The sequence below is a fragment of the Alteromonas portus genome (genome assembly GCF_005117025.1).
Classification (GTDB): Bacteria; Pseudomonadota; Gammaproteobacteria; order Enterobacterales; family Alteromonadaceae; genus Alteromonas; species Alteromonas portus.
Map to the genome: position 1 here is coordinate 82848 of NZ_SWCO01000008.1, position 19475 is coordinate 102322.

Consider the following 19475-nt stretch of genomic DNA (forward strand, 5'->3'; position numbering starts at 1 on the left):
GGATCAAGGCACAAGCACCATTTTGCCTTTCACTTCCCGGTTCATAACCTTCGCCATGGCTTTTGTGGCTTGTTCTAATGGCAACGCTTCATCTACAACCACTTTAACCTTACCTTGCACATACCACGTTAAAAGCTCTTGCATGTTCTCAGCGAAGCCTTTTGGATCGTGCTGAGTAAACGAGCCCCAAAATACGCCCATGACCGAATAGCCTTTTACCAGCGCTAAATTAACTGGAAATTTAGGAATTTCACCGCCTGCAAAGCCAACTACAAGCAAACGCCCTTCCCATGCCATACTGCGGCTGCAAGCGTGGAATGTGTCACCACCAACGCATTCATAAACTACGTCAACACCTTTGCCGCCTGTAACTTCCTTCAGCGTTTCTTTGAGATCTTTTTCTTTGTAGTTAATTAAAACATCTGCGCCATACTCTTTGGCAAGGGCTAGCTTTTCTTCTGTTGAACAAACAGCAATCACTTTAGCGCCCATAATCTTGCCTATTTGCACCGCTGCTAAACCAGTACCACCCGCTGCGCCAGTTACCACCAGTGTTTCGCCTGGCTGCAGTTTTGCGCGTTGTTTTAACGCGTGATGTGCTGTCGCATGAGCAGTAACAAGAGCTGCCCCCTCGTTTACGTGAATGGGATCGGGTAACGGCATAACATGAGTGGCAGGGATCAGCGCTTTTTCTGCGTAACCACCTAAGTTAGACAGCGCAATAACTCTCTGACCTTCTTTTAAGTGGCTTACGCCCTCACCTACTTCAGAGATAGTGCCTGCTACTTCGTTACCAGGAATAAACGGGAAGTCTGGCTGCATTTGATACAGACCTTGCACCAATAACCCATCAGGAAAATTCACTCCTGCAGCTTCCACGTTTACGACTACATGACCCTTTTTAACTTCCGGGTCTGCCACGTCTTTAAATTGAAGGTCATCAAGTGGCCCGAAAGATTCGCATACAATTGCTTTCATACTGTCTCCAGTTTTTTATTCGACGTACACGCTATTGATAACGTGGCACGCCATTTAATACGTTATAAGGCGCTCATTCGCTTTGGTGAATGGTTTGGTTTGCAATTTGAGCAAGGGGTCGCACCATCGCGCCTAACTGCATGGCCTTCTCGCTTGACGCATTCCCATCGTGGGCGCGCTTTACCACACCTTGTAAAATAGCGGCTAAGCGGAAAAAGCTGAACGCCAAATAGAATGTCCAATTATCAATTGCGCCAATTTCCCTGCGTTTGCAGTACGCATCGATATACTCTTTTTCTGTAGGTATACCTAACTGCTTTCGATCAAGTCCGCCTAACCCTGCTGCGTGTGCAATATCAGAGGGAAGGCGTAGCTGCATGCACTGATATGCCAAATCGGCATACGGATGTCCTAACGTTGATAGTTCCCAATCGAGCACCGCGACTACTTTTGGATTTAAAGGGTCAGCCATATCAAACATCATATTGTCCAATCGAAAATCGCCATGGACCAACGAGACTTGCCCATCATCTTCAGGCAGGTTGGCCTCAAGATACTGAATAAGACTTTCAATTTCTTCAATATGCTCAAGTTCAGATGCTCGATACTGCTTTGTCCACCTGCTTAGTTGACGTTCGAAGTAGCTGCCAGGCTTGCCGTAATCGGTTAAGCCTGCACCTTCAATATCGACACTGTGAAGCGCAGCAAGGACTCGATTCATTTCATCGTACATTGCACCGCGTGTTGCAGAAGACTCTACTTCCGGTAACGCACTGTTCCAGAAAATGTCCCCCTCTACAAACGCCATTATGTAAAACATGCTGCCAATAATGCTGGAATCTTCACACAAATGGTACGCTTTAGGCACTGGCACTTCTGAGCCTTGCAAGGCGTTAATTACGCGAAATTCTCGGTCAACCGCATGGGCCGATTTCAATAACTTTCCGGGAGGTTGGCGGCGTAACACGTAAACGCCGTTGTCCGTGGTTAGCTTAAACGTAGGGTTTGACTGTCCACCTGCAAACTTCTCGGCAGTTTTAACTTTCCCAATGCTAGGGCACGCAGTAGATAAGTATTCATTCAACACAGCTAAATCTAGCGCATGTGGGGCTTTCGCCTTGTCTTTAGACACGTTTACTCCTTACCCGTAATTCTTCAGTATTGTTCTGATAAATCACACACCTATCCAGTAACAGCTTTTTCTGCAATAAGATTACGACCTAACTGCATCATGTGAACCTGATCTGGGCCATCTGCCAGCTTGATGGTACGCGCATAAGCGTACATAGCAGATAATACAAAATCTTGGCTTGTGCCTGCGGCGCCGTGCATCTGTATAGCTTGATCAATGACGTTACAGGCCATAGTAGGCGCAACTATCTTGATAGCAGCGATAAGGTCGCGCGACACTTTGTTACCGTAGCGATCCATTTTATCTGCGGCTTTTAACGTAAGCAGACGTGCCTGTTCAATATCACAGTGCATCTGCGCAATGCTCTCTCTAACCGATTGCTGTTTTGACAACGGCTTGCCAAACGCCACACGGTTTTCAACTCGTTCACAGGCCATATCGAGCGCGCGCTGTGCACAGCCAATAAGACGCATACAGTGGTGAATACGGCCCGGGCCTAAGCGACCTTGGGCAATTTCAAAACCGCGTCCTTCACCAAGCAGTAAGTTTTCTGCCGGAACACGTACGTCTTCAAACAAAACTTCAGCATGACCAATAGGCTCGTCGTAATAGCCCATTGCAGCCATTGGGCGAACAATGGTCACACCTTTGGTGTCCATAGGGACTAGAATTTGAGACTGCTGCTGGTGACGAGGCGCATCGAAATCAGTTTTGCCCATTACCACCATAATTTTACAGTTTTCATTCATGGCACCGCTGGTGTACCACTTGCGGCCGTTAATAACGTATTCATTGCCATCGCGCTTAATTGAGGTTTCGATGTTAGTGGCGTCACTTGAAGCCACTGCTGGCTCTGTCATAGCAAAGGCTGAACGTATATCTCCATTCAGAAGCGGCTCTAACCACTGCTTTTTCTGACTTTCGTTACCGTACTTCGCCAGTACTTCCATATTGCCGGTATCTGGCGCACTACAGTTGAATATTTCAGCGCTAAACAAAACTCTGCCCATTTCTTCACAAAGTGGCGCATATTCTACGTTAGTCAGGCCCGCGCCATAGGGCTTATATTCTTCAGGTAAAAACAAATTCCATAGACCCGCTTCTTTGGCACGTTGCTTTAGCGTGTGCATCATTTGCGGCGTTTTCCAACGACCTTCGCCATTGGTGGCAGAGCCATTTTCTACGGCGTGAATGTATTCCTTTTCAATTGGATACACCTCTTCTTTCATAAATGCTTTTAGTTTGTCTAAAAGTGCTTGGGTCTTTTCATTATATTCAAAGTTCATAACTGCCCCATTTAGCTGTAGGTAATGGCGTGTAACCTGTCAATCACATCCAGGTGAGGTACGCTATTGAAGTTATTAAGGTGAACGCCTCGCGCATTAGCAAAGCATTGAGAAAAACTGGCATTTCGAATCTGCAAATTCATATTCACAACGGTGGCCGCATCGTAGCCAAGAATGTGTTTGAGCATCATGGCAATTGCGCCGCCAGAACTCACAACAAGAACTCGCTTTGCGTCAATACTTTGAAGATGTGTAAGCATACTGCGAACTCGGTCTTCAAACTGCCCCCATGTTTCATCAAGGAGTTCATGCGCCAGTTCGTCTTGCGACCAGGCAAGCATAGCTTTTTTAAGCAATCGGTAATATTCAGAAGGCGACGCACCTTCTGGTACTTTTGCTTCTGGATAGCGGGTTAAATAGGCGGTAGCCACCGCTTGAAAATTAAATTCATTCAATGCGCTGTTCACTGTAACTTCTGGTAGTGTATAGTTTTCAGAGGCGATGCCCGCAGCAATACCGTCTTTAGTTTCATGGTGTCTAACCATGTCGCCAGAAAACACCGCATCAAACATGATATTGCGATGTTTGAAATAATCACCAAGCCAAATCGCCTGTTGTCCACCTAGTTCACTAAGTTTGTCATAGTTCGCTTTGCCAAAGGACGCTTGACCATGCCGCACTAAATAGATGTCTGTCATACCGCCGCCTGATGTTATTAATATGTTAACTTTCAACCAACATACTAAGGAAAACGGTGATATAAGTTTAATTGATATTTTGAATGAGTATGCATCATGTGAAACTATTGGCAGATGATAAGGCGTTCATTTTTTGCACGTTGCGAACAATATTTGACATGATAGGTTCAAATGCGTGCAATATATGTTCAATAAATTGTATAGTGAAAAAGCACTACTCAACGCCATAGGGAAGTTGGCGCATTGAAAATGTGAAGGACTACTCGCATACGGACGCGACCTTGTCGTGATTAATTTTGTTTTAAGCTAAGCGCTTTTAAAAATAAAAAGAACCAAAATGAAGTCACTTACACACGTTTTGCCTTGTACCCACCCATGTACAGTTGTTGCAACATCTACTTCCAAAAATGCCAAAACACCCTACTTCTTCAGCACGCCATTTATCGCATCGATTGTTTCATCTTCGTTTGTTCTAGCCCCCCACACTTACGCCAATGAAGATGCTGAATTGACTCAGCACAACAAAAAGGCGCTGGAACACATTGTTGTGCAGGCGCAAAAGACCAGTCAAAACTTGCAAGATGTACCTGTTGCCGTCACTGCGCTCTCGGGTCAAGACCTAGTTGGAACAGTTAGCCGAGATGTGTTTGACCTGCAAAACTACGTACCTGCCTTTGGCGCGTTTCAAAATCAAAGCGTAACAAATTCAGGGTTTTCAATACGCGGTATTGGCACGTCTTCACAAAACTTCGGCTTCGAGTCTTCGGTGGGTTTATACGTAGATGGTGTATACCGTGCAAGACAAAACGCGTTAATTAACGACTTAGTCGATATTGAATCTATTGAAGTGTTGCGTGGGCCACAGGGCACACTATTCGGAAAGAATACCGCCGCTGGCGCAATGACGTTGACCACGGTCGCACCTTCACACGACGAGCGCGATGGCTTTGCCGAAGCCATCATTGGCAATGATAACTTGGTTCGTTTGAGTGCTGGCTCATCGTTTTCGCTTATCGACGATATTCTTGCCATGCGTGTTTCGGGTTTTAGCTCTCATAGCGACGGTTTCATTACCGATGAGCGCAGCGGACAAACCCTGAATAACCGTAACCGTTCTGCGATAAAAGCACAGCTGCTTTACACTCCAACAGATGAAATTAGCGTGCGACTTATTGCTGATTACGGCGAGCTAGACGAACGGTGCTGCGGCGCACTTACTTTTCAAAACAACATTCAGGCTAATGACATAGCGGGTAAATTTGGCACTGATGCGCTGCTGCTACAACCGCCATTCAATGCGACTATTTATGGGCGCGATAACTTTTACGACTATAGAACCTCGCTCTCGCAAACTCCCCTTTCAAAAATGAAAGACAAAGGACTATCAGTTCAAGTAGATGCGGCTTTAAACAAAGCATGGGATTTTGTGAGCATAAGCGCGTACCGCGCGTTTGACAGCTTAGATACGGTAGATACTGACTTTTCTGATGCCGACCTTCTTACCGCCACTAACGACGCCAGGCAGCAATCGTTTTCTCAAGAAATTAGATTGCATTACACCAGTGAAGATGTGCGTGGGTTATTAGGTGTTTACTATTACAGCCAAAACTTAAATCTAACCTTTGATACTACCACGCAAGATGATTTTAGTGCGTTCTTTAATGCCGCTGCATCCGATTTGCTGCCTTTGGCTAACGCCATCAACGAGCTATCTGTAGTTACATCAGGCTTTATTGCGCCTGCTGCAGCACCCGCGCCGTCCGGTACTGCTTTCGAACACAGCGCCAATCAAGAGCAGGACAGCATTGCTTTATTTTCTCAGCTGGATTGGCTGTTAAACAGTGATTTCACATTAACGACGGGCATACGCTATACCCGCGAAGAAAAGTCGATTATCGGAACCTACGATGAGCAAGGGCCTGGTATTGACGGACTAAGTCAAAACCCAGCGCAATGGCCTGATGCAGGTCGTGCTATAGTTGGGTTACAAAACATCGCTGCTGCGTTAGCGGCGGGACAAGCCCCTACAGCAGAGTCCCTTAACGCTATCGCACCATTTCAACAAGCGGGCTGGGGATATTTCTTCCTGGGATCAGCAGCAGTTATGCCGCGCCCTGATTTAAACGAAGAGCTTGATGATTCGCAGTTAACCGGCACAGTGAAACTGGCTTATCACCCAAATGACAACACGCTAACGTACGCCAGTTTTGCGACTGGTTACAAAGCTGGCGGTACGAATACCGACAGAATCTTACCTTCGCTTAGCCCGCTTTTTGATGCTGAAAAATCGCGAAGTGCTGAAATAGGTATAAAACACGATTTTGAAGAATACGGCGTTCGCGTAAATGCTGCGGCGCACTATACACAAATTAGCGACTTTCAGGCGACGACCTTTACCGGAACGGGGTTCAACCTGCAAAATGCGGGCGATATCATAGTCAAAGGCGTAGAGCTTGAAGCCACATGGCTAATGACAGAAAGCACCGAATTACATGCAGTTGCGTCGCGCACATTGGCGAATTTTGATGAGTTTAAACGCGGTACCTGTTGGGTAGCGTACACGTGGCACACCGGCATTGACGACCCGGGCCGTGTGGAGCCTAACGACCCGTTCTGTTCAAGAGACGGAGACCGCGTAGGCTTCGAGCCTCAGAACTCACTGTCTCTTATGCTGAATCACTACTTCGAAGCTGGGAATTATCCTGCCTCCGCCAGTATTGACTACCAATACACGGGGGACGTATTCCTTGATGATGCGAACGACCCGTACAAGTACGCTGATGACTTTTCATTATTTAACGTTCGCGTAAGTTTCACTATCCCACAATGGGATAGCGAAATTATTGCGTGGTCGCGCAACGTTTTCGATGAAGAGTACGTTGCTCGAAGTGGCTTTGATGTACCCGTACAAACCGGAAAGATCATGGCCTACCCAGGTGCACCTAGAAGCTTTGGCGTTACCTTCAGAAAGTCTTTCTAACGCTTTAAATGTGTGGGTTTGGTATGAAACACCGCATGGCACTGAGCAATAACAGACAGCGCTATATGCTCTGGTAGCTCACCACCGATATCAAAGCCAGCTGGGCTCGCGAAATACTGCGTAAAGTCGGTATTACCAAGCCCGGCTAAATCCATAATTTCCTGCTTGCGGTGCAGCGGACCGAGCATTGCCGTATAGGTTAACGATTGCTTACTTAGCACCTGCAGCGCTTTTGCATCAATTTCTCGGTGATGGGACATAAGCACCGCAGCTTGAATATTATGCTCGCCCATGTGAAGACGTAAGCCTTCCGTAGACGGGTCTTCAATTAAGTAATTTACTTCTGGAAAGTGTTCAAGTCTTGCTTGTGCAGGCCTTGGATCCCAAAGACTTACTAAATAGCCCTGCAAACTAGCAAGCTTGGTCATAAAGGTAGCGTCATACCCACCTCCAACAACAAGTAAGTGGATAGGCGGCAGCATCAAAACTGACAACGTGCGCTTGCCATCAACTGTGTCTAGCACAGCTTTTCTAGGTTTAGCAGAATGGTCTTCCAATTCCGAGCAATTACCCAAAGTACCGTCTACGGCGCAGTGCCACTCACACACTTTTCCGTTTGATAAGCTTTTGCTAACCACATCCAGTGATAAATACTGATTACTCTCGTTAACAGGTACAAGTGCTAGATGCACCACACCGCCGCATCCTACACCTAGTTTAAACGCGATGTCTTCTTCATCTTCATCGTCGTAAACCGCGGTACGACTAACGCCGTCTGTCATTACACGCTGCGCTTTTTTAACGATGTCACTTTCTAAGCAGCCGCCGCTTAATATACCTAGCTGATGCCCTGCATCACTAAACAACATCATAGCGCCGGCTTTGCGATAGCATGAGCCTTCGGTTTTAAAAATGAAACCTAGCACCCATTTGTGCTTGTTTTTAAGTGGAAGCCACTGGGCCAACAAATGGTTAACGTGATTACTCATAACTACCTCTACACCCGTTTAACCTGCTTATTGCTGTGATGCTGCTTGGGCAATAAATGCAGCCAAGGTTGCAGGCTCTTGCGCACCAGCCACACCCTGATTACCGATCACAAAAGTAGGTACACTTTGGATACCGCGCTGTATCCAAAGGGTTTCTTCCTCGCGAACTACTTGCGCGTATTTTTCAGTTTTAATTACTGCTTCAGCTTCGGTTTTGTCGAGGCCCACAGACTCGGCCAATTCTACTAGCACACCAAGATCGTTCACGTCTTTACCATCAGTGAAGTAAGCATTAAACAAGCTAAGCTTCATTTCTTCTTCAAGGCCGTTTTGTGCTGCAAAGTGAATAAGCTGATGGGCTTTAAAAGTATTCTGCATGCGAGAGTCGTCAGTGAAATTAAATGCAAAACCCAACTCTTTACCCGCTTGTACAAGTCGTGCTCGGTTCTCCACGCTTTGCTGCTCACTAATGCCGTATTTTTCCATTATATGCTCGCGAAGGTTTTGCCCGTCTTCTGGCATATTGGGGTTTAACTCGAACGGGTGAAACTTAATATCTACTTCAATGTTATCGAGGGTTTTAATGGCTTCTTGCAAACGCTGGTACCCAACAATGCACCACGGGCACACCACGTCAGATACCATATTAACCGTCACTCTCTGCATATCGCTCGCACCTTGTACACTTTGCTCATTTGCTGCCATTATAGGCCTCGCTTTGTTGAATTCATGAATATATAAGGGCTTAGATAAGGTTACTAAAAGAAACTTCAACCCCAAACAGCGATTATTTTGTCGCAGTTACATCAGTTTCTGCTTTGACTTTTTTTGCCGTGCCCATTGTGGTGCTGTAAAGCGTGGAAAGTTTTTCAAGGGCTGAGTGTGCCCATATTTCATAGCCTTTTGTAGAGGGATGAAAGCCATCTTCTGCCATCAAACCACTTTGCTGGATATCTGTTATAGTCCCGCTCACACTAAGTGCACTAACATACAATAGGTCTGCGTTAGCACGGGCTGTTACGCTATCAACCAAAGCTTGGTTTAATAGCCACGCGCGGTAACCTAATAGTGCACGCAAAGGTTGCGGAAGCGCTGGAAAGCAATGAATTGGCGGTAATGCAGTAAATAATATTGTTTCGCATCCAAATTTATCTGACAGCAGCGCGCTAATAGCATCGATGTTTTGTCGCCAGCGTTTCAACGGTACAAATTTGGTCACGTCGTTAACACCAATAGAGACGAGCGCCGACGAAAAGTGCTCGGCAGGCATTTCATGCAAAAGATTAAGCACATCTTCACTCTTAAAACCAGTTTTAGCCTGCAACGTCACTCGCGTTGGCCCGTGCTTAACAAGCTTTGAATACAGCAGACCTGTGAGTGCCCCCATCTGCGTTGTTGCACCCACGCCAGCGGCAGCAGAATCGCCTACAACCAAAACGTTATTAGTTAGTAGCAAATCACTATCGGCTGAGGCAAATACCCGCTCGCCGGCGGGCTCGGGCAATACAGCTGTCTTTTTCCTCACCCACAATGCTTGAAGCAAAATGATTGGAAAAAGTACGACAATGGTAAGGTTTAATGCCAAAACCTTGAAGTAGATCAAATCAGCCTCCCAAGCAATCCATTAAGCTTTAATCATCGAATTGAATTCGCGCCTAGATATCTAAGAGTAAGTGCAGAGCCAAGATGACAATAGTAGCCGTAAAACAACGCCCCGTATCAACCATTACTAAATATGCGCTGAATGCACCCCGCTATACTTCTTACCCCACTGCACTTGCGTTTGAGCCACTTCAAGAAGATATTCTCCCAAGAGCACTTGCCGTTTCTAAGGCTCCGGTAGTCAGTCTTTACGTTCACATTCCGTTTTGTAAAACGCTTTGCTACTACTGTGGCTGCAATAAAATGGTGACCCGTCACAATGAAAAAGCGGACGAATATTTAGACTACATAGAAAAAGAAATCCTGTCTAAGCGTTATTTAACAGACGGCAGGCGTGTAGTTTCTCTGCACTTAGGTGGCGGTTCACCCAGCTTTTTGAGCGAGACTCAGCATACTTATTTAATGTACCTGCTAAAAAAACACTTTACCTTTGAAGCAGGTGCTGAGTTGTCTATTGAATTAGACCCCAGAAATATCGATAAACGCTACCTTCAGAACTTAAAATGCCTTGGCTACACGCGCATTAGCTTTGGCCTTCAAGACACGGACTACAACGTACAGAAAACCATAAATCGCGTACAAAGCACGTCTCACATTGCCGATTTAGTGTTCGAGGCTCGGTCGCTGGGTTTTGACTCCGTCAATTTAGACCTAATTTATGGGTTGCCGCATCAGTCAATTGAAACGTTCTCATCGACTATCGCTGCCACGAAAGCCATGATGCCAGATCGTATTTCGCTTTTCAGCTACGCACACCTTCCCAAAAGATTTGCTGCGCAGCGAAAGTTTGCTGAAGAAACACTGCCTAGCAGTGAAGAAAAAGCGGCGCTTTACAACCTGGCTGTTAATAGCTTTACGAGCATAGGTTACGAAATGATTGGTCTTGATCATTTTTCTTTAAGCAAAGATTCCTTAGCCATTGCGAAGAATAAAGGCGAGCTTCACCGTAACTTTCAAGGGTACACTTTGCGTGGTGACGCCGACCTTATAGGCTTTGGCGTATCGGCCATTAGCACGGTAGGTAACGCCCTTGCGCAAAATGCGAAGGATCTAAATGAATATTACAGTCGGTTAGACAATAATTCTCCTTGTTCCAAGGTTGGGCTTTCGCTGACAATTGATGATCTCATTCGCAGAGACATAATTTCTAGCTTAATGTGTAATTTAGCGGTAGATAAACAGGCCATAGCTGACAAGCATCACATCATATTCGATGAATACTTTGCTTCAGCGCTACATAACCTTGGAGAGCTTGAACAAGATGGGCTTGTAGAAGTTACCCCAAAATATATTCGAGTGCCAGATTCAGCGCGCATATACATCCGTGCAATTTGTGCACGTTTCGACGCTTACTTAAATACAAGTGAAACGCTCTGTAGTTATTCAAAAGCCATATAAATTTAGGGCAATTTAAATCGTGCAATAACCTGCATACCCACAGCAAGCTCAAGGCGCGTTAGGGAAATACAGCTAATGCTGGCATACAGGGTTTGATTACTGTTTAGTACATCAAGTTTTAACAACACCTTCGCACTGTTTGCCGTCGCTAGCTTTGTAGGTGTGCGTTTTGTGTCAGCGTTATTTTCAGGGTCGTTCAAAGAGCTAAGCGGGTTAGCCACTGGCTCGATACGGGATATAACACACGGTAGTGCATTTAAAATACTGATTGTGCTGGCGTTGCCAAAGTCAGCAGTATTGGTATCGATGCTTACATCACAGGCTTTAACTGCAAAACGAACAGAAACTTGCTCACCGCATTGCTGAGGCAAATAGGACACTGATTCTGCAGTGACGAATATCTCGTGCCCCGCTACCTCAACGCGCTCAATTCCGTTTTCCGACTGACATTCCTCGTTGTCTTGTATGGTTAAAACGTTTCGATCTTGTTGCGTTTCGCTATCGGGTTTGTAGCTGACAACGGCGTTTTGTGACTGGTAGCTGTCGAATGCTTCGCTTTGCGCAGTAACTTTAAGTCCCTCAAGTACGCTAGACGGTGTCGCAAATCCTTCTTTTGCGAATACTTGAGTCAATACATCGCGCGTTTTTCCACAAAGCTCTGTGCGGCCTTGATCAATAAAAACCAACTCATCGCTGAACAAGGCAAGATCATCTAAATCGTGAGAGATCACAAAGCATATTAGCTTCCCCGAAACACACAAATTGTTCAAAAACTGGTAAATTTTGCGCCGGGTGAAGATATCAATTGCGCTTAACGATTCATCTAGCAATAACACATCTGGCCCATTGACCAAGGCTCTTGCAATCGCGACCCGCTGCGCTTCACCACCAGAAAGCGCTTGAACTGGCTTATCGATTAAATGTTCGCAATAACAGCCGCGCAAGCACGTGTCGATAGACATTGCATTAGGGCTTGCGTGACGCTGCGCCAAGGCTAAATTACCGCGCACATCCGTATGGGGAAATAACATAGGTTGCTGAAAAACGATGCCGACCTTTTGAGAGGTCCACGGCGTTTGCACTTTTGCGCTTTTTTCTACGCCAGCTAGGGCGCGAAACAAGCTGCTTTTTCCCGCACCTGATGGACCGGTAACCCCAATGAATCTGCTTTGTGGCTGCAATGAGATTTGTGCGTTAATGCGATTTGGTAGTAGCGCAGATATTTGCATGTTAACGCGCCTCATCACTACGGGTGACACCGTTAAAACGATAGAGCGCCGCGAGCATTACGAATGAAAAAATCAAAAGGGCCAACGCAAGGTTGTGTGCACTGCTATATTCCAGCGCTTCTACCTGTTCATATAGCGCGATAGACAGCACCTGAGTTTCTCCTGGAATATTGCCTCCTATCATTAGTACTACGCCAAACTCGCCTATGGTATGTGCAAAGCTTAAGCCTAATGCCACCACTATGGGCGCTTTGCTTAAAGGCAGTACTATTTTTATAAAAGCTTCAAAGGCCGAAAACCCCAGCGTTTTTGCTACATCTAAATAACGGTTATCCAATTGCGAAAAGCCGCTATACAAAGGCTGCAGAGCAAATGGAAGCGAGTAGATAACAGACCCCAATACCAAGCCTTCAAAGCTAAATGCTAAATTACTCCCGGTTAGGCTTTGCCATCCCTGCCCCAACGCACTTTGCGGCGAAAAAGCAATAAGCAAATAAAACCCCAGCACAGTTGGCGGTAACACCAAAGGCAACGCGAGTATCGACATCACCAAAGGCTTAGCTTTGCTCTGCCAGTTCGCTAAAAACCATGCTAGCGGCAATGCGAATAACAACAGTAAGCCACTGGTTATAAAGGCCAGCTTTAAGGTGAGTAATATAGCTTCAAGTGTCGATGCCCCGAAGAATTCTGTGAGCATACTTAGTTACCAACGCCTGATGCAATTGTGGATTCATAACCCCATTCAGTTAAGCTGTGCTGCACCCCTTGCGACATTAAATATTGTACGAAAAGGCTGGGTGATGACACTCCACTAGCGTCACTCAAACGAAATGCTCTGGTTGGCTCAACGTTGTCGTTGTGAATAGGCTCATCAACTGGCGCTGCCGCATTTTTGATTGGAAGTGGTTCGAACAGATTCGGAGATAATGTAGCTACCGTTTTACTATTAACCACCAACGATTGAATAATGGGTTGATACAAGGTTTCAGGTACTGGGACGATAACCGTAATAGCCTCAGCGCTTTCGCTATTCACAGCACTGTTAAAATTAGAAGGCAATTCAGAAGATAAGTTTGCAGGCAAATCTAACGCCGATGAGTACGCAACGAACGCCCCTTTCACGCTGCCAGTGGTATAAAACTGCAAGGTTTGCAGCACGTTCTTACCCATCACTCTGTGAGGTAAAAACTGGTGCCATAAGGATAAGTTTTGCAACGTCTGTTGCGCAGCATCACCATAGGGGGCCAGTTTAGGGTTTGCGATAGCTACCTTGTTTTGAGGGTTTTCCATTAATTGAACAAGCTGCTTCGACAAGCAATCGGTAAGCTGAACGTTTATTTGTGCAGTGGTGTCTTTCGTTGATGTACGCGCTATTTGATCGCAGTTTCTTTCACTCGATGTCTTACTAGATATTTCATTGAATGCCTGACTTGATAAGTCGCCAGCATAGACAAACGCCAGCTTGCCTTTAGCGTAATCCACCAGATTGCCGTGGTGCACTAGGTTATTATCAACCAAGGCTTGCGGCCGAGCGCGATCTGCAGATAGAAACACGTCGAAGCTAGCACCATGCTGAATTTGCGCATACAAAGTACCGCTAGAAGATACCGTTACCGCGACTTCTATGCCGGTAAGCTCAGTAAACTGCTCGGCAATACTCTTTAGCGGTTTTGCAAAGTTTGCCGCAACAGCTACGTTAATTTTTTCGTCGCGCTTGAAATTTACTGAATGGTTTTGTTTATCGGCACTAATAACGCTCCCTTCATTTACAGTATTATTCGCCGCTTCAAAACTGCTCGCCTGCACCACAGAACTTGAAAAAGCCGTAACACCTAGGGCTACACTTGCATATGTACTTGCACTTACCAAAATAAGCATGGCCAAGTTAACAAAGCTTGAAAGTCGCATTGCCAAAGAAAAAAACATTACTTTTTGTGCATCCACTTAAGTGCCGCTTTATCGTCAGATGCTTTTGCCGCAACCCATTCAGATTTATCGCCCTTAAATTCTTTTTTCCAAAGCGGTACCGACTGTTTAAGCATGTCCATTAAGTAGCAGGCAGCGTCAAACGCCGCCTGGCGGTGGGGAGCGGCGGCACCTACCCATACAATTTGTTCGTTGTTGTGTATGCGCCCTACTCTGTGCAGTGCGCCAGCACTGTTAAGTGAAAAGCGTTCGCTCGCTTGTTCAACCAGAAGCATTAACGCTTTTTCAGTCATGCCCGGGTAATGCTCTAATTCGATGCCGTCTATATCGCCAGCGTTATTAAAGTCTCGCACTAGCCCAGTAAAAGTAACAATCGCGCCGGTGTTGCCGCAGGCCTTCTCATCTGCCGACTGTTTTAGCCTAGCGTAAAGCTCTCCTTGGTCGAAATCTTCAACTTGAACTAGCGCGAACATAGCTAGCCCCCTGTCACAGGTGGAAATAGCGCCAGCTCATCGCCGTCGCTAAGTTCGGTTTTAGGGTCGCAAAGCTCTTGATTACAGGCAGTAAGCACACTGCCCTCTAAGGCTAATGCCCACTTGTCACTGCGCGCTTTAAGCTGCGATATCACGGTCTCTATGGTGCTGTTCTCGCTTAGATTAAGCGCAATATTGTCTTCTCCCGTAATCTCTCGGGTTTGTGCGAATGTTTTTACCGTTACCTGCATACTTTGCCTGTTATCTACTTTGTTAAGGTCGCTTTGTGCGCACTGTTTGATATTTTTAAGCCTGGGAAATGGATTGAGCCTAAAGTGCATTGCTTTTTGAGCGCGTGTACACTTTATGCACTTTAGGCTCGTTTATTTTTAAGCTAGCTACTTTTCATGTGCACTAAGAATCAGACTGCCAATGGCCTGTCTTACCGCCTTTTTTCTCTAGTACCCGTATCCCTTCCATATGCATGCCAGGGTCGATGGCTTTGCACATATCAAACAAGGTTAACAGCGCCACATTTACGCCCGTGAGCGCTTCCATTTCAACGCCGGTTTTACCGCTTAGCTTGCAATAGCAGGTGGCTTGAATTCGGTTTTGGTCGGCCTGAATGTCGAAGTTTATATCCACCTTTGACAGTGCCAATGGGTGACAAAGAGGAATAAGATCCGCGCAGCGTTTTGCCCCTTGAATACCCGCTACACGGGCAACTGCAAATACATCACCTTTCGCAATTTTTGCTTCAGAGATTTGGCGAATAACGTCTTCGCTTACGTATAAAAAACCTTCTGCTGTGGCTTCTCGCTTGGTAACGTCTTTGTCGCTAACGTCTACCATGTTAGCTTCGCCACCAGCGTTTAAATGGCTAAAGGTACTCATGCTTCCACCAAATGCTTCACAAAATTACACGGTCTAAAGTCGGCATCAAGCTGGCTAGAAATAATTTTTTCCCACGCCGTACGACACGCGCCTGTTGAGCCTGGTAAGCAGAAAATAACCGTATTATTAGCAAAGCCCGCAACCGCGCGAGACTGAATGGTTGATGTGCCAATCTCTTCATAGCTAATTTGACGGAATAGCTCGCCAAAGCCGTCGACTTCTTTATCGAACAATACACTGATGGCCTCTGGCGTTGAGTCACGGTGGGTAAAACCTGTACCACCGGTAATTAATGCGGCGTGAATGTTTTTATCGGCAATCCATTTCGACACCACGGCGCGCTGCTGATAAATATCGTCTTTCACCAAATCGCGATCGTAAAGGTTATGGCCAACCGAGGTAAGAGCCTCTTTCAAGTAGTCTCCCGACTTGTCGTTTTCGAGGGTGCGCGTATCTGAAATAGTGAGTACGGCAATATTAAGGGGTTGGCTGACAACTGACATATGAAATCCTAATTTGATATGCGACATTTTGGCGGTTTTTGATAAAGTACCAGCCAAAATACTATTTGGTAATCACTTTATAAGGGTGCATGCCATGAATTCAACAATTAAGTTGGCATAAACTATGTCTAAAAGCCTAACTCATCAGCAGGCTATGCGTTATAACCGCCATATCGTGCTTCCAAAAGTGGACCTAGACGGTCAAGAAGCGCTGCTAAACGCCAATATTTGTATCATTGGTATTGGCGGGCTTGGCACCGCGGCTGCTACTAACCTTTGCGCCAGTGGCGTGGGCTCTCTTACACTTATCGACCACGACACAGTTGAGGCCACCAACCTGCCAAGGCAAACCTTGTTTAGCGAACAAGATGTAGGCACAAATAAAGTAGAGGCGGCTAAAGCGCGGCTTACTGCAATAAACAGCGACTGCGACATTACCGTAATGGCAGAACCGTTTTCGGCGCCCAGCAGTACTAAGGGCAATACTCAGCTGTCACCAGCGTTAAAACAGGCCATAGAGCGTGCTGACGTTGTGCTAGATTGCACGGACAATACAGACTCGCGAGATTTAATAAACCTACTGTGTTTTAAACTAAATACCCCGCTAGTATCGGGTGCAGCCATTCGCTTTGAAGGCCAGCTTTTCGTAGCTATACCCGGTGAGAGCCGCTGCTATGCATGCTTACGAACGCTATTTGAATCACCCGATTTAAGCTGTGTTGAGGCAGGTATATTCTCGCCAGTAGTAAATATTGTTGGTACTTACCAAGCAATGCTAGCTATGCAAGTATTGATGGATTTCGATAATATTCCTAAAAACACGTTAATGACGTTTGATGCTCTGTCGCACGAGTGGCGAAACTGGAAACTACCTAAAGGCGTAGATTGCGAGCTATGTGCTTGCTAACAATACGTGCTTTTGCAGCATGAATGACAAAAGCTGTGTTTAAAAGCAGCATATTTAAACAAAGAACAAGACAGAAAATAGGTTGATTTAAATGACAACCCAAGTAGTGAAAAAACACATGGTAGTGGCGCAAAACGCGTCTGGACGTAACATGAACGTGCCTATTTATCGTATGAAGGGCGCGCGCCCTGGCCCCACCGTGTATATTCAAAGCTCTATTCACGGCGCTGAAGTGCAAGGCAACGTGGTTATTTACCATCTCATTCAGCGCTTAAAAGACATGGATATTTGCGGCGAAATTATCCTAGTGCCCAACTGTAATCCCATTGGTACTAACATTAAAGCCGGTGAATACACATTAGGCCGTTTCGACCCTGTGAACGGCACAAACTGGAACCGCGGCTATTTCTTCGATAAAGAAGCGGTTAAGCATTTCGCTAAAACGGTAACCCGCGAAGAGTCTATTGAAGGCATAAAACAACGTTTTCGCGCTCATTTATCTAACGCTATCGACAACAAACTGGCCGAACCCTGGGGTTTAGGCTTGGCGCAGCAGCTAAACCTGAAACTACAACAAATGGCGGTAAACGCCGACTTTGTTCTAGATCTTCACAACGGCCCGGTGTCTACCCGTCACGTTTATATTCCCGAGTACGCCAAAGACAGTGCTAAGCTGTTTAACATTCCTCACTGTATTTTTATACCTAACGTATTTGCAGGTGCGCTAGACGAAGCGACGTTCTGCCCTTGGTGGACACTGCAAGAAAGCATAAAAACTAATTTAGAGCGCGAGATTAGCTTTAACGTAGAGGCTTTCACGCTAGAAATGGGTAGCCAAGAAGTGATCGATTTTAACGAAGGTAATATAGACGCCACCAGTATTCTTAGCTACCTGAACGCTAAAGGTGTATTGCACGAGTGTGACATTAAACCGAAAGAAATGCAGCGTTTAGGCGTGTATTTAAAAGACTATAAAACCCTGTTTACTAACTGGGGCGGCATGGTGGAGTACATGGCAAAACCAGGCCAAACGGTTAAGAAAGGTGAACCGCTAGCGCAAATTTTAAATATTGACGACCTAGATACCGACAACGGCAGCAGGACCTTAGAAGCGCCTTGCGATTTGATCCCTATTCTGCACTTCCCGTCGGCTTCGGTGTTAAGTGGTACACAGTTGTACAAGGTGTTTACGAATTATAAGGAGTTGTGAGCGAACAACGAACATTGCGCGGACTCATTTAGAAATGATAATGTTGTGTTCGATTATCATCATAGCTTGTTAATTTATAAGGATTTTAAATAAAAATGATTAGGGCTTTTTTATTATGTTGCAGTTTAATAATTGCGACGTCTGCTTTTGGAGGTATGCCCCCCTATTTCAACAAAGAAATTGATAGCGAGTACAGAGAGCTGCTTAAACATGTGGATGAGATGCTTCCGAAAACGGATATACAGCTAGCATATCTTCCCTCATTTTATCCATTTAGCCTGCTGGATGTTCGTCCAACGCATTTCATCAACAATAACGACAAGCAAGCTTTTGCAAATTTCAATTTTGGGGTATTTGGAAGTCGATTGCTAAATATCAATAAGAAGCAGCTGGCTAATTTACCAAGTATTTCAATATGTAAAGAGCAAAAATGTAAAGAAGAAAGAATTGAGCGGATAAAAGACTTTTTAGTGGACTCGAAGCTTGAAGTTGAAGGGTTGAGGCAAAGTAAGAATATTTATATTGTACAGCAAACTACGTCACATGTTTTTCGCATAAATAATACGTTTTATAGTCCAACGCAGCTTATTACCTACTATCCATCCGAAAAGGCAGGATTTATCCCGTCCAGTGATTACAAGTTATCCACGCCTGAACAAGCTTCTGAATTGCTGGCATTATCTGAGACTACGAAGTCACTGAGAGAGGTAATGGCTAAGTATGACGTTGCTGCAATCACGAAGGTAAACGAAGAGAGTTTCAACATAATTTTTGGAGGTATAAGTGATAACCACTGGGGAATTGTGATTAATCACCAATCAACTATTCCAACTTCTGGCGACTATAACCACATAGGATTGGAATACGACATTGTTCAAAAAGTTTCAGATAGTAGCTTTTACTATCAGACTAACTAATGCCTGTTTTTGATATAACTCGCAAGTTAAGTGCCTAGCCCCTAAATATTTCGTGCTTTTGTTTTGATGCCAGTCACCGCAATTCGTGTGTATTCAAAATACCTTAAATTCAAATAGTGAATACAACGCTATCCTTACATAAGGTGAAACGTTGACGTGAATAAAGAGAATCCATCTATTTTTCATCTGAACAAACACAAAAGTAAGGGCGTGACTTTCACTAAAGTCTGACCTTTAACAACTAATAAAACTTACATTTTACTTAGCATTGCGAAGTAAGTTGAGTTGTTGAA

At 45.4% G+C, this 19475-nt stretch carries 19 protein-coding genes; 5 read left to right on the forward strand and 14 right to left on the reverse strand.

Going from position 1 to position 19475, the window contains the following annotated elements:
- Positions 1-3: 3 nt before the first annotated feature.
- The 4 genes from E5672_RS14070 to E5672_RS14085 all read right to left on the reverse strand — a co-directional run bounded on the left by E5672_RS14070 (position 4) and on the right by E5672_RS14085 (position 4094).
- Positions 4-978: an NADPH:quinone oxidoreductase family protein gene (locus E5672_RS14070; RefSeq protein WP_136782770.1), complete on the reverse strand. Its 975-nt coding sequence runs from the start codon at positions 976-978 to the stop codon at positions 4-6.
- A 73-nt stretch (positions 979-1051) separates the two neighbouring features.
- Positions 1052-2110 (reverse strand): phosphotransferase family protein, encoded by a 1059-nt coding sequence (locus tag E5672_RS14075; RefSeq protein ID WP_136782771.1) that lies wholly within the window; start codon positions 2108-2110, stop codon positions 1052-1054.
- A gap of 50 nt (positions 2111-2160) precedes the next feature.
- Complete coding sequence (locus tag E5672_RS14080) at positions 2161-3396, reverse strand: acyl-CoA dehydrogenase family protein (RefSeq protein ID WP_136782772.1); 1236 nt, start codon at positions 3394-3396, stop codon at positions 2161-2163.
- Between the two features lie 11 nt (positions 3397-3407).
- Positions 3408-4094 carry a histidine phosphatase family protein gene (locus E5672_RS14085; RefSeq protein ID WP_136782773.1) on the reverse strand — a complete coding sequence of 229 codons (687 nt, stop codon included), beginning with the start codon at positions 4092-4094 and terminating at the stop codon, positions 3408-3410.
- 337 nt (positions 4095-4431) lie between these two features.
- On the opposite strand from E5672_RS14085, the gene E5672_RS14090 reads away from it, so the two are divergent.
- Entirely contained in the window at positions 4432-7074 is a 2643-nt protein-coding gene (locus tag E5672_RS14090; protein ID WP_136782774.1) for a TonB-dependent receptor, read from the forward strand.
- Here E5672_RS14090 and E5672_RS14095 read toward each other — a convergent pair.
- The 3 genes from E5672_RS14095 to E5672_RS14105 all read right to left on the reverse strand — a co-directional run bounded on the left by E5672_RS14095 (position 7071) and on the right by E5672_RS14105 (position 9666).
- On the reverse strand, positions 7071-8063 hold the full coding sequence (locus E5672_RS14095) for an XdhC family protein (protein ID WP_136782775.1): 993 nt from the start codon (positions 8061-8063) through the stop codon (positions 7071-7073). The genes E5672_RS14090 and E5672_RS14095 overlap by 4 nt on opposite strands.
- A 27-nt stretch (positions 8064-8090) precedes the next feature.
- On the reverse strand, positions 8091-8768 hold the full coding sequence (locus E5672_RS14100; RefSeq protein WP_136782776.1) for a DsbA family oxidoreductase: 678 nt from the start codon (positions 8766-8768) through the stop codon (positions 8091-8093).
- 82 nt (positions 8769-8850) lie between these two features.
- The gene (locus tag E5672_RS14105; RefSeq protein ID WP_136782777.1) at positions 8851-9666 is read right to left on the reverse strand and encodes an SGNH/GDSL hydrolase family protein; all 816 of its coding nucleotides are present in this window, start codon (positions 9664-9666) and stop codon (positions 8851-8853) included.
- 83 nt (positions 9667-9749) lie between these two features.
- Here E5672_RS14105 and hemN point away from each other — a divergent pair, with 83 nt between their 5' ends.
- On the forward strand, positions 9750-11123 hold the full coding sequence (gene hemN, locus E5672_RS14110; protein WP_136782778.1) for an oxygen-independent coproporphyrinogen III oxidase: 1374 nt from the start codon (positions 9750-9752) through the stop codon (positions 11121-11123).
- A gap of 2 nt (positions 11124-11125) precedes the next feature.
- Here hemN and E5672_RS14115 read toward each other — a convergent pair whose 3' ends face one another.
- The 7 genes from E5672_RS14115 to moaB all read right to left on the reverse strand — a co-directional run bounded on the left by E5672_RS14115 (position 11126) and on the right by moaB (position 16148).
- Positions 11126-12352: an ATP-binding cassette domain-containing protein gene (locus E5672_RS14115; protein ID WP_136782779.1), complete on the reverse strand. Its 1227-nt coding sequence runs from the start codon at positions 12350-12352 to the stop codon at positions 11126-11128.
- Between the two features lies 1 nt (position 12353).
- A complete protein-coding gene (gene modB, locus E5672_RS14120; RefSeq protein ID WP_136782780.1) occupies positions 12354-13049 on the reverse strand; it encodes a molybdate ABC transporter permease subunit in 696 nt (231 codons plus the stop codon).
- Positions 13050-13051: 2 nt separating this feature from the next.
- Positions 13052-14296, reverse strand: coding sequence for a molybdate ABC transporter substrate-binding protein (modA, locus tag E5672_RS14125; RefSeq protein ID WP_136782781.1), 1245 nt, complete (start codon positions 14294-14296; stop codon positions 13052-13054).
- A complete protein-coding gene (locus tag E5672_RS14130; RefSeq protein WP_136782782.1) occupies positions 14278-14751 on the reverse strand; it encodes a molybdenum cofactor biosynthesis protein MoaE in 474 nt (157 codons plus the stop codon). Before E5672_RS14130 ends, modA begins: the two co-directional genes overlap by 19 nt.
- 2 nt (positions 14752-14753) lie before the next feature.
- The gene (locus E5672_RS14135; protein ID WP_136782783.1) at positions 14754-15002 is read right to left on the reverse strand and encodes a MoaD/ThiS family protein; all 249 of its coding nucleotides are present in this window, start codon (positions 15000-15002) and stop codon (positions 14754-14756) included.
- A gap of 163 nt (positions 15003-15165) precedes the next feature.
- Entirely contained in the window at positions 15166-15645 is a 480-nt protein-coding gene (moaC, locus tag E5672_RS14140) for a cyclic pyranopterin monophosphate synthase MoaC (RefSeq protein WP_136782784.1), read from the reverse strand.
- Complete coding sequence (gene moaB, locus E5672_RS14145; RefSeq protein ID WP_136782785.1) at positions 15642-16148, reverse strand: molybdenum cofactor biosynthesis protein B; 507 nt, start codon at positions 16146-16148, stop codon at positions 15642-15644. The genes moaC and moaB overlap by 4 nt, the downstream gene beginning before the upstream one ends.
- A 124-nt stretch (positions 16149-16272) precedes the next feature.
- On the opposite strand from moaB, the gene E5672_RS14150 reads away from it, so the two are divergent.
- The 3 genes from E5672_RS14150 (at position 16273) to E5672_RS14160 (ending at position 19182) form a co-directional block, all read left to right on the forward strand.
- Positions 16273-17055: a HesA/MoeB/ThiF family protein gene (locus E5672_RS14150; RefSeq protein ID WP_136782786.1), complete on the forward strand. Its 783-nt coding sequence runs from the start codon at positions 16273-16275 to the stop codon at positions 17053-17055.
- Between the two features lie 91 nt (positions 17056-17146).
- Complete coding sequence (locus tag E5672_RS14155; protein ID WP_136782787.1) at positions 17147-18265, forward strand: M14 family metallopeptidase; 1119 nt, start codon at positions 17147-17149, stop codon at positions 18263-18265.
- A 155-nt stretch (positions 18266-18420) separates the two neighbouring features.
- Positions 18421-19182: a hypothetical protein gene (locus tag E5672_RS14160; protein ID WP_136783026.1), complete on the forward strand. Its 762-nt coding sequence runs from the start codon at positions 18421-18423 to the stop codon at positions 19180-19182.
- Positions 19183-19475: the final 293 nt, after the last annotated feature.

Coding starts and splice junctions, on each gene's coding strand:
- E5672_RS14090 (WP_136782774.1), top strand. CDS start 4,432: ATGAAGTCACTTACACACGTTTTGCCTTGTACCCACCCATGTACAGTT.
- E5672_RS14115 (WP_136782779.1), bottom strand. CDS start 12,352: ATGCAAATATCTGCGCTACTACCAAATCGCATTAACGCACAAATCTCA.
- E5672_RS14155 (WP_136782787.1), top strand. CDS start 17,147: ATGACAACCCAAGTAGTGAAAAAACACATGGTAGTGGCGCAAAACGCG.
- modB (WP_136782780.1), bottom strand. CDS start 13,049: ATGCTCACAGAATTCTTCGGGGCATCGACACTTGAAGCTATATTACTC.
- moaB (WP_136782785.1), bottom strand. CDS start 16,148: ATGTCAGTTGTCAGCCAACCCCTTAATATTGCCGTACTCACTATTTCA.
- E5672_RS14095 (WP_136782775.1), bottom strand. CDS start 8,063: ATGAGTAATCACGTTAACCATTTGTTGGCCCAGTGGCTTCCACTTAAA.
- E5672_RS14080 (WP_136782772.1), bottom strand. CDS start 3,396: ATGAACTTTGAATATAATGAAAAGACCCAAGCACTTTTAGACAAACTA.
- E5672_RS14085 (WP_136782773.1), bottom strand. CDS start 4,094: ATGACAGACATCTATTTAGTGCGGCATGGTCAAGCGTCCTTTGGCAAA.
- E5672_RS14070 (WP_136782770.1), bottom strand. CDS start 978: ATGAAAGCAATTGTATGCGAATCTTTCGGGCCACTTGATGACCTTCAA.
- E5672_RS14135 (WP_136782783.1), bottom strand. CDS start 15,002: ATGCAGGTAACGGTAAAAACATTCGCACAAACCCGAGAGATTACGGGA.
- E5672_RS14160 (WP_136783026.1), top strand. CDS start 18,421: ATGCCCCCCTATTTCAACAAAGAAATTGATAGCGAGTACAGAGAGCTG.
- hemN (WP_136782778.1), top strand. CDS start 9,750: ATGACAATAGTAGCCGTAAAACAACGCCCCGTATCAACCATTACTAAA.
- moaC (WP_136782784.1), bottom strand. CDS start 15,645: ATGAGTACCTTTAGCCATTTAAACGCTGGTGGCGAAGCTAACATGGTA.
- E5672_RS14150 (WP_136782786.1), top strand. CDS start 16,273: ATGTCTAAAAGCCTAACTCATCAGCAGGCTATGCGTTATAACCGCCAT.
- E5672_RS14100 (WP_136782776.1), bottom strand. CDS start 8,768: ATGGCAGCAAATGAGCAAAGTGTACAAGGTGCGAGCGATATGCAGAGA.
- E5672_RS14130 (WP_136782782.1), bottom strand. CDS start 14,751: ATGTTCGCGCTAGTTCAAGTTGAAGATTTCGACCAAGGAGAGCTTTAC.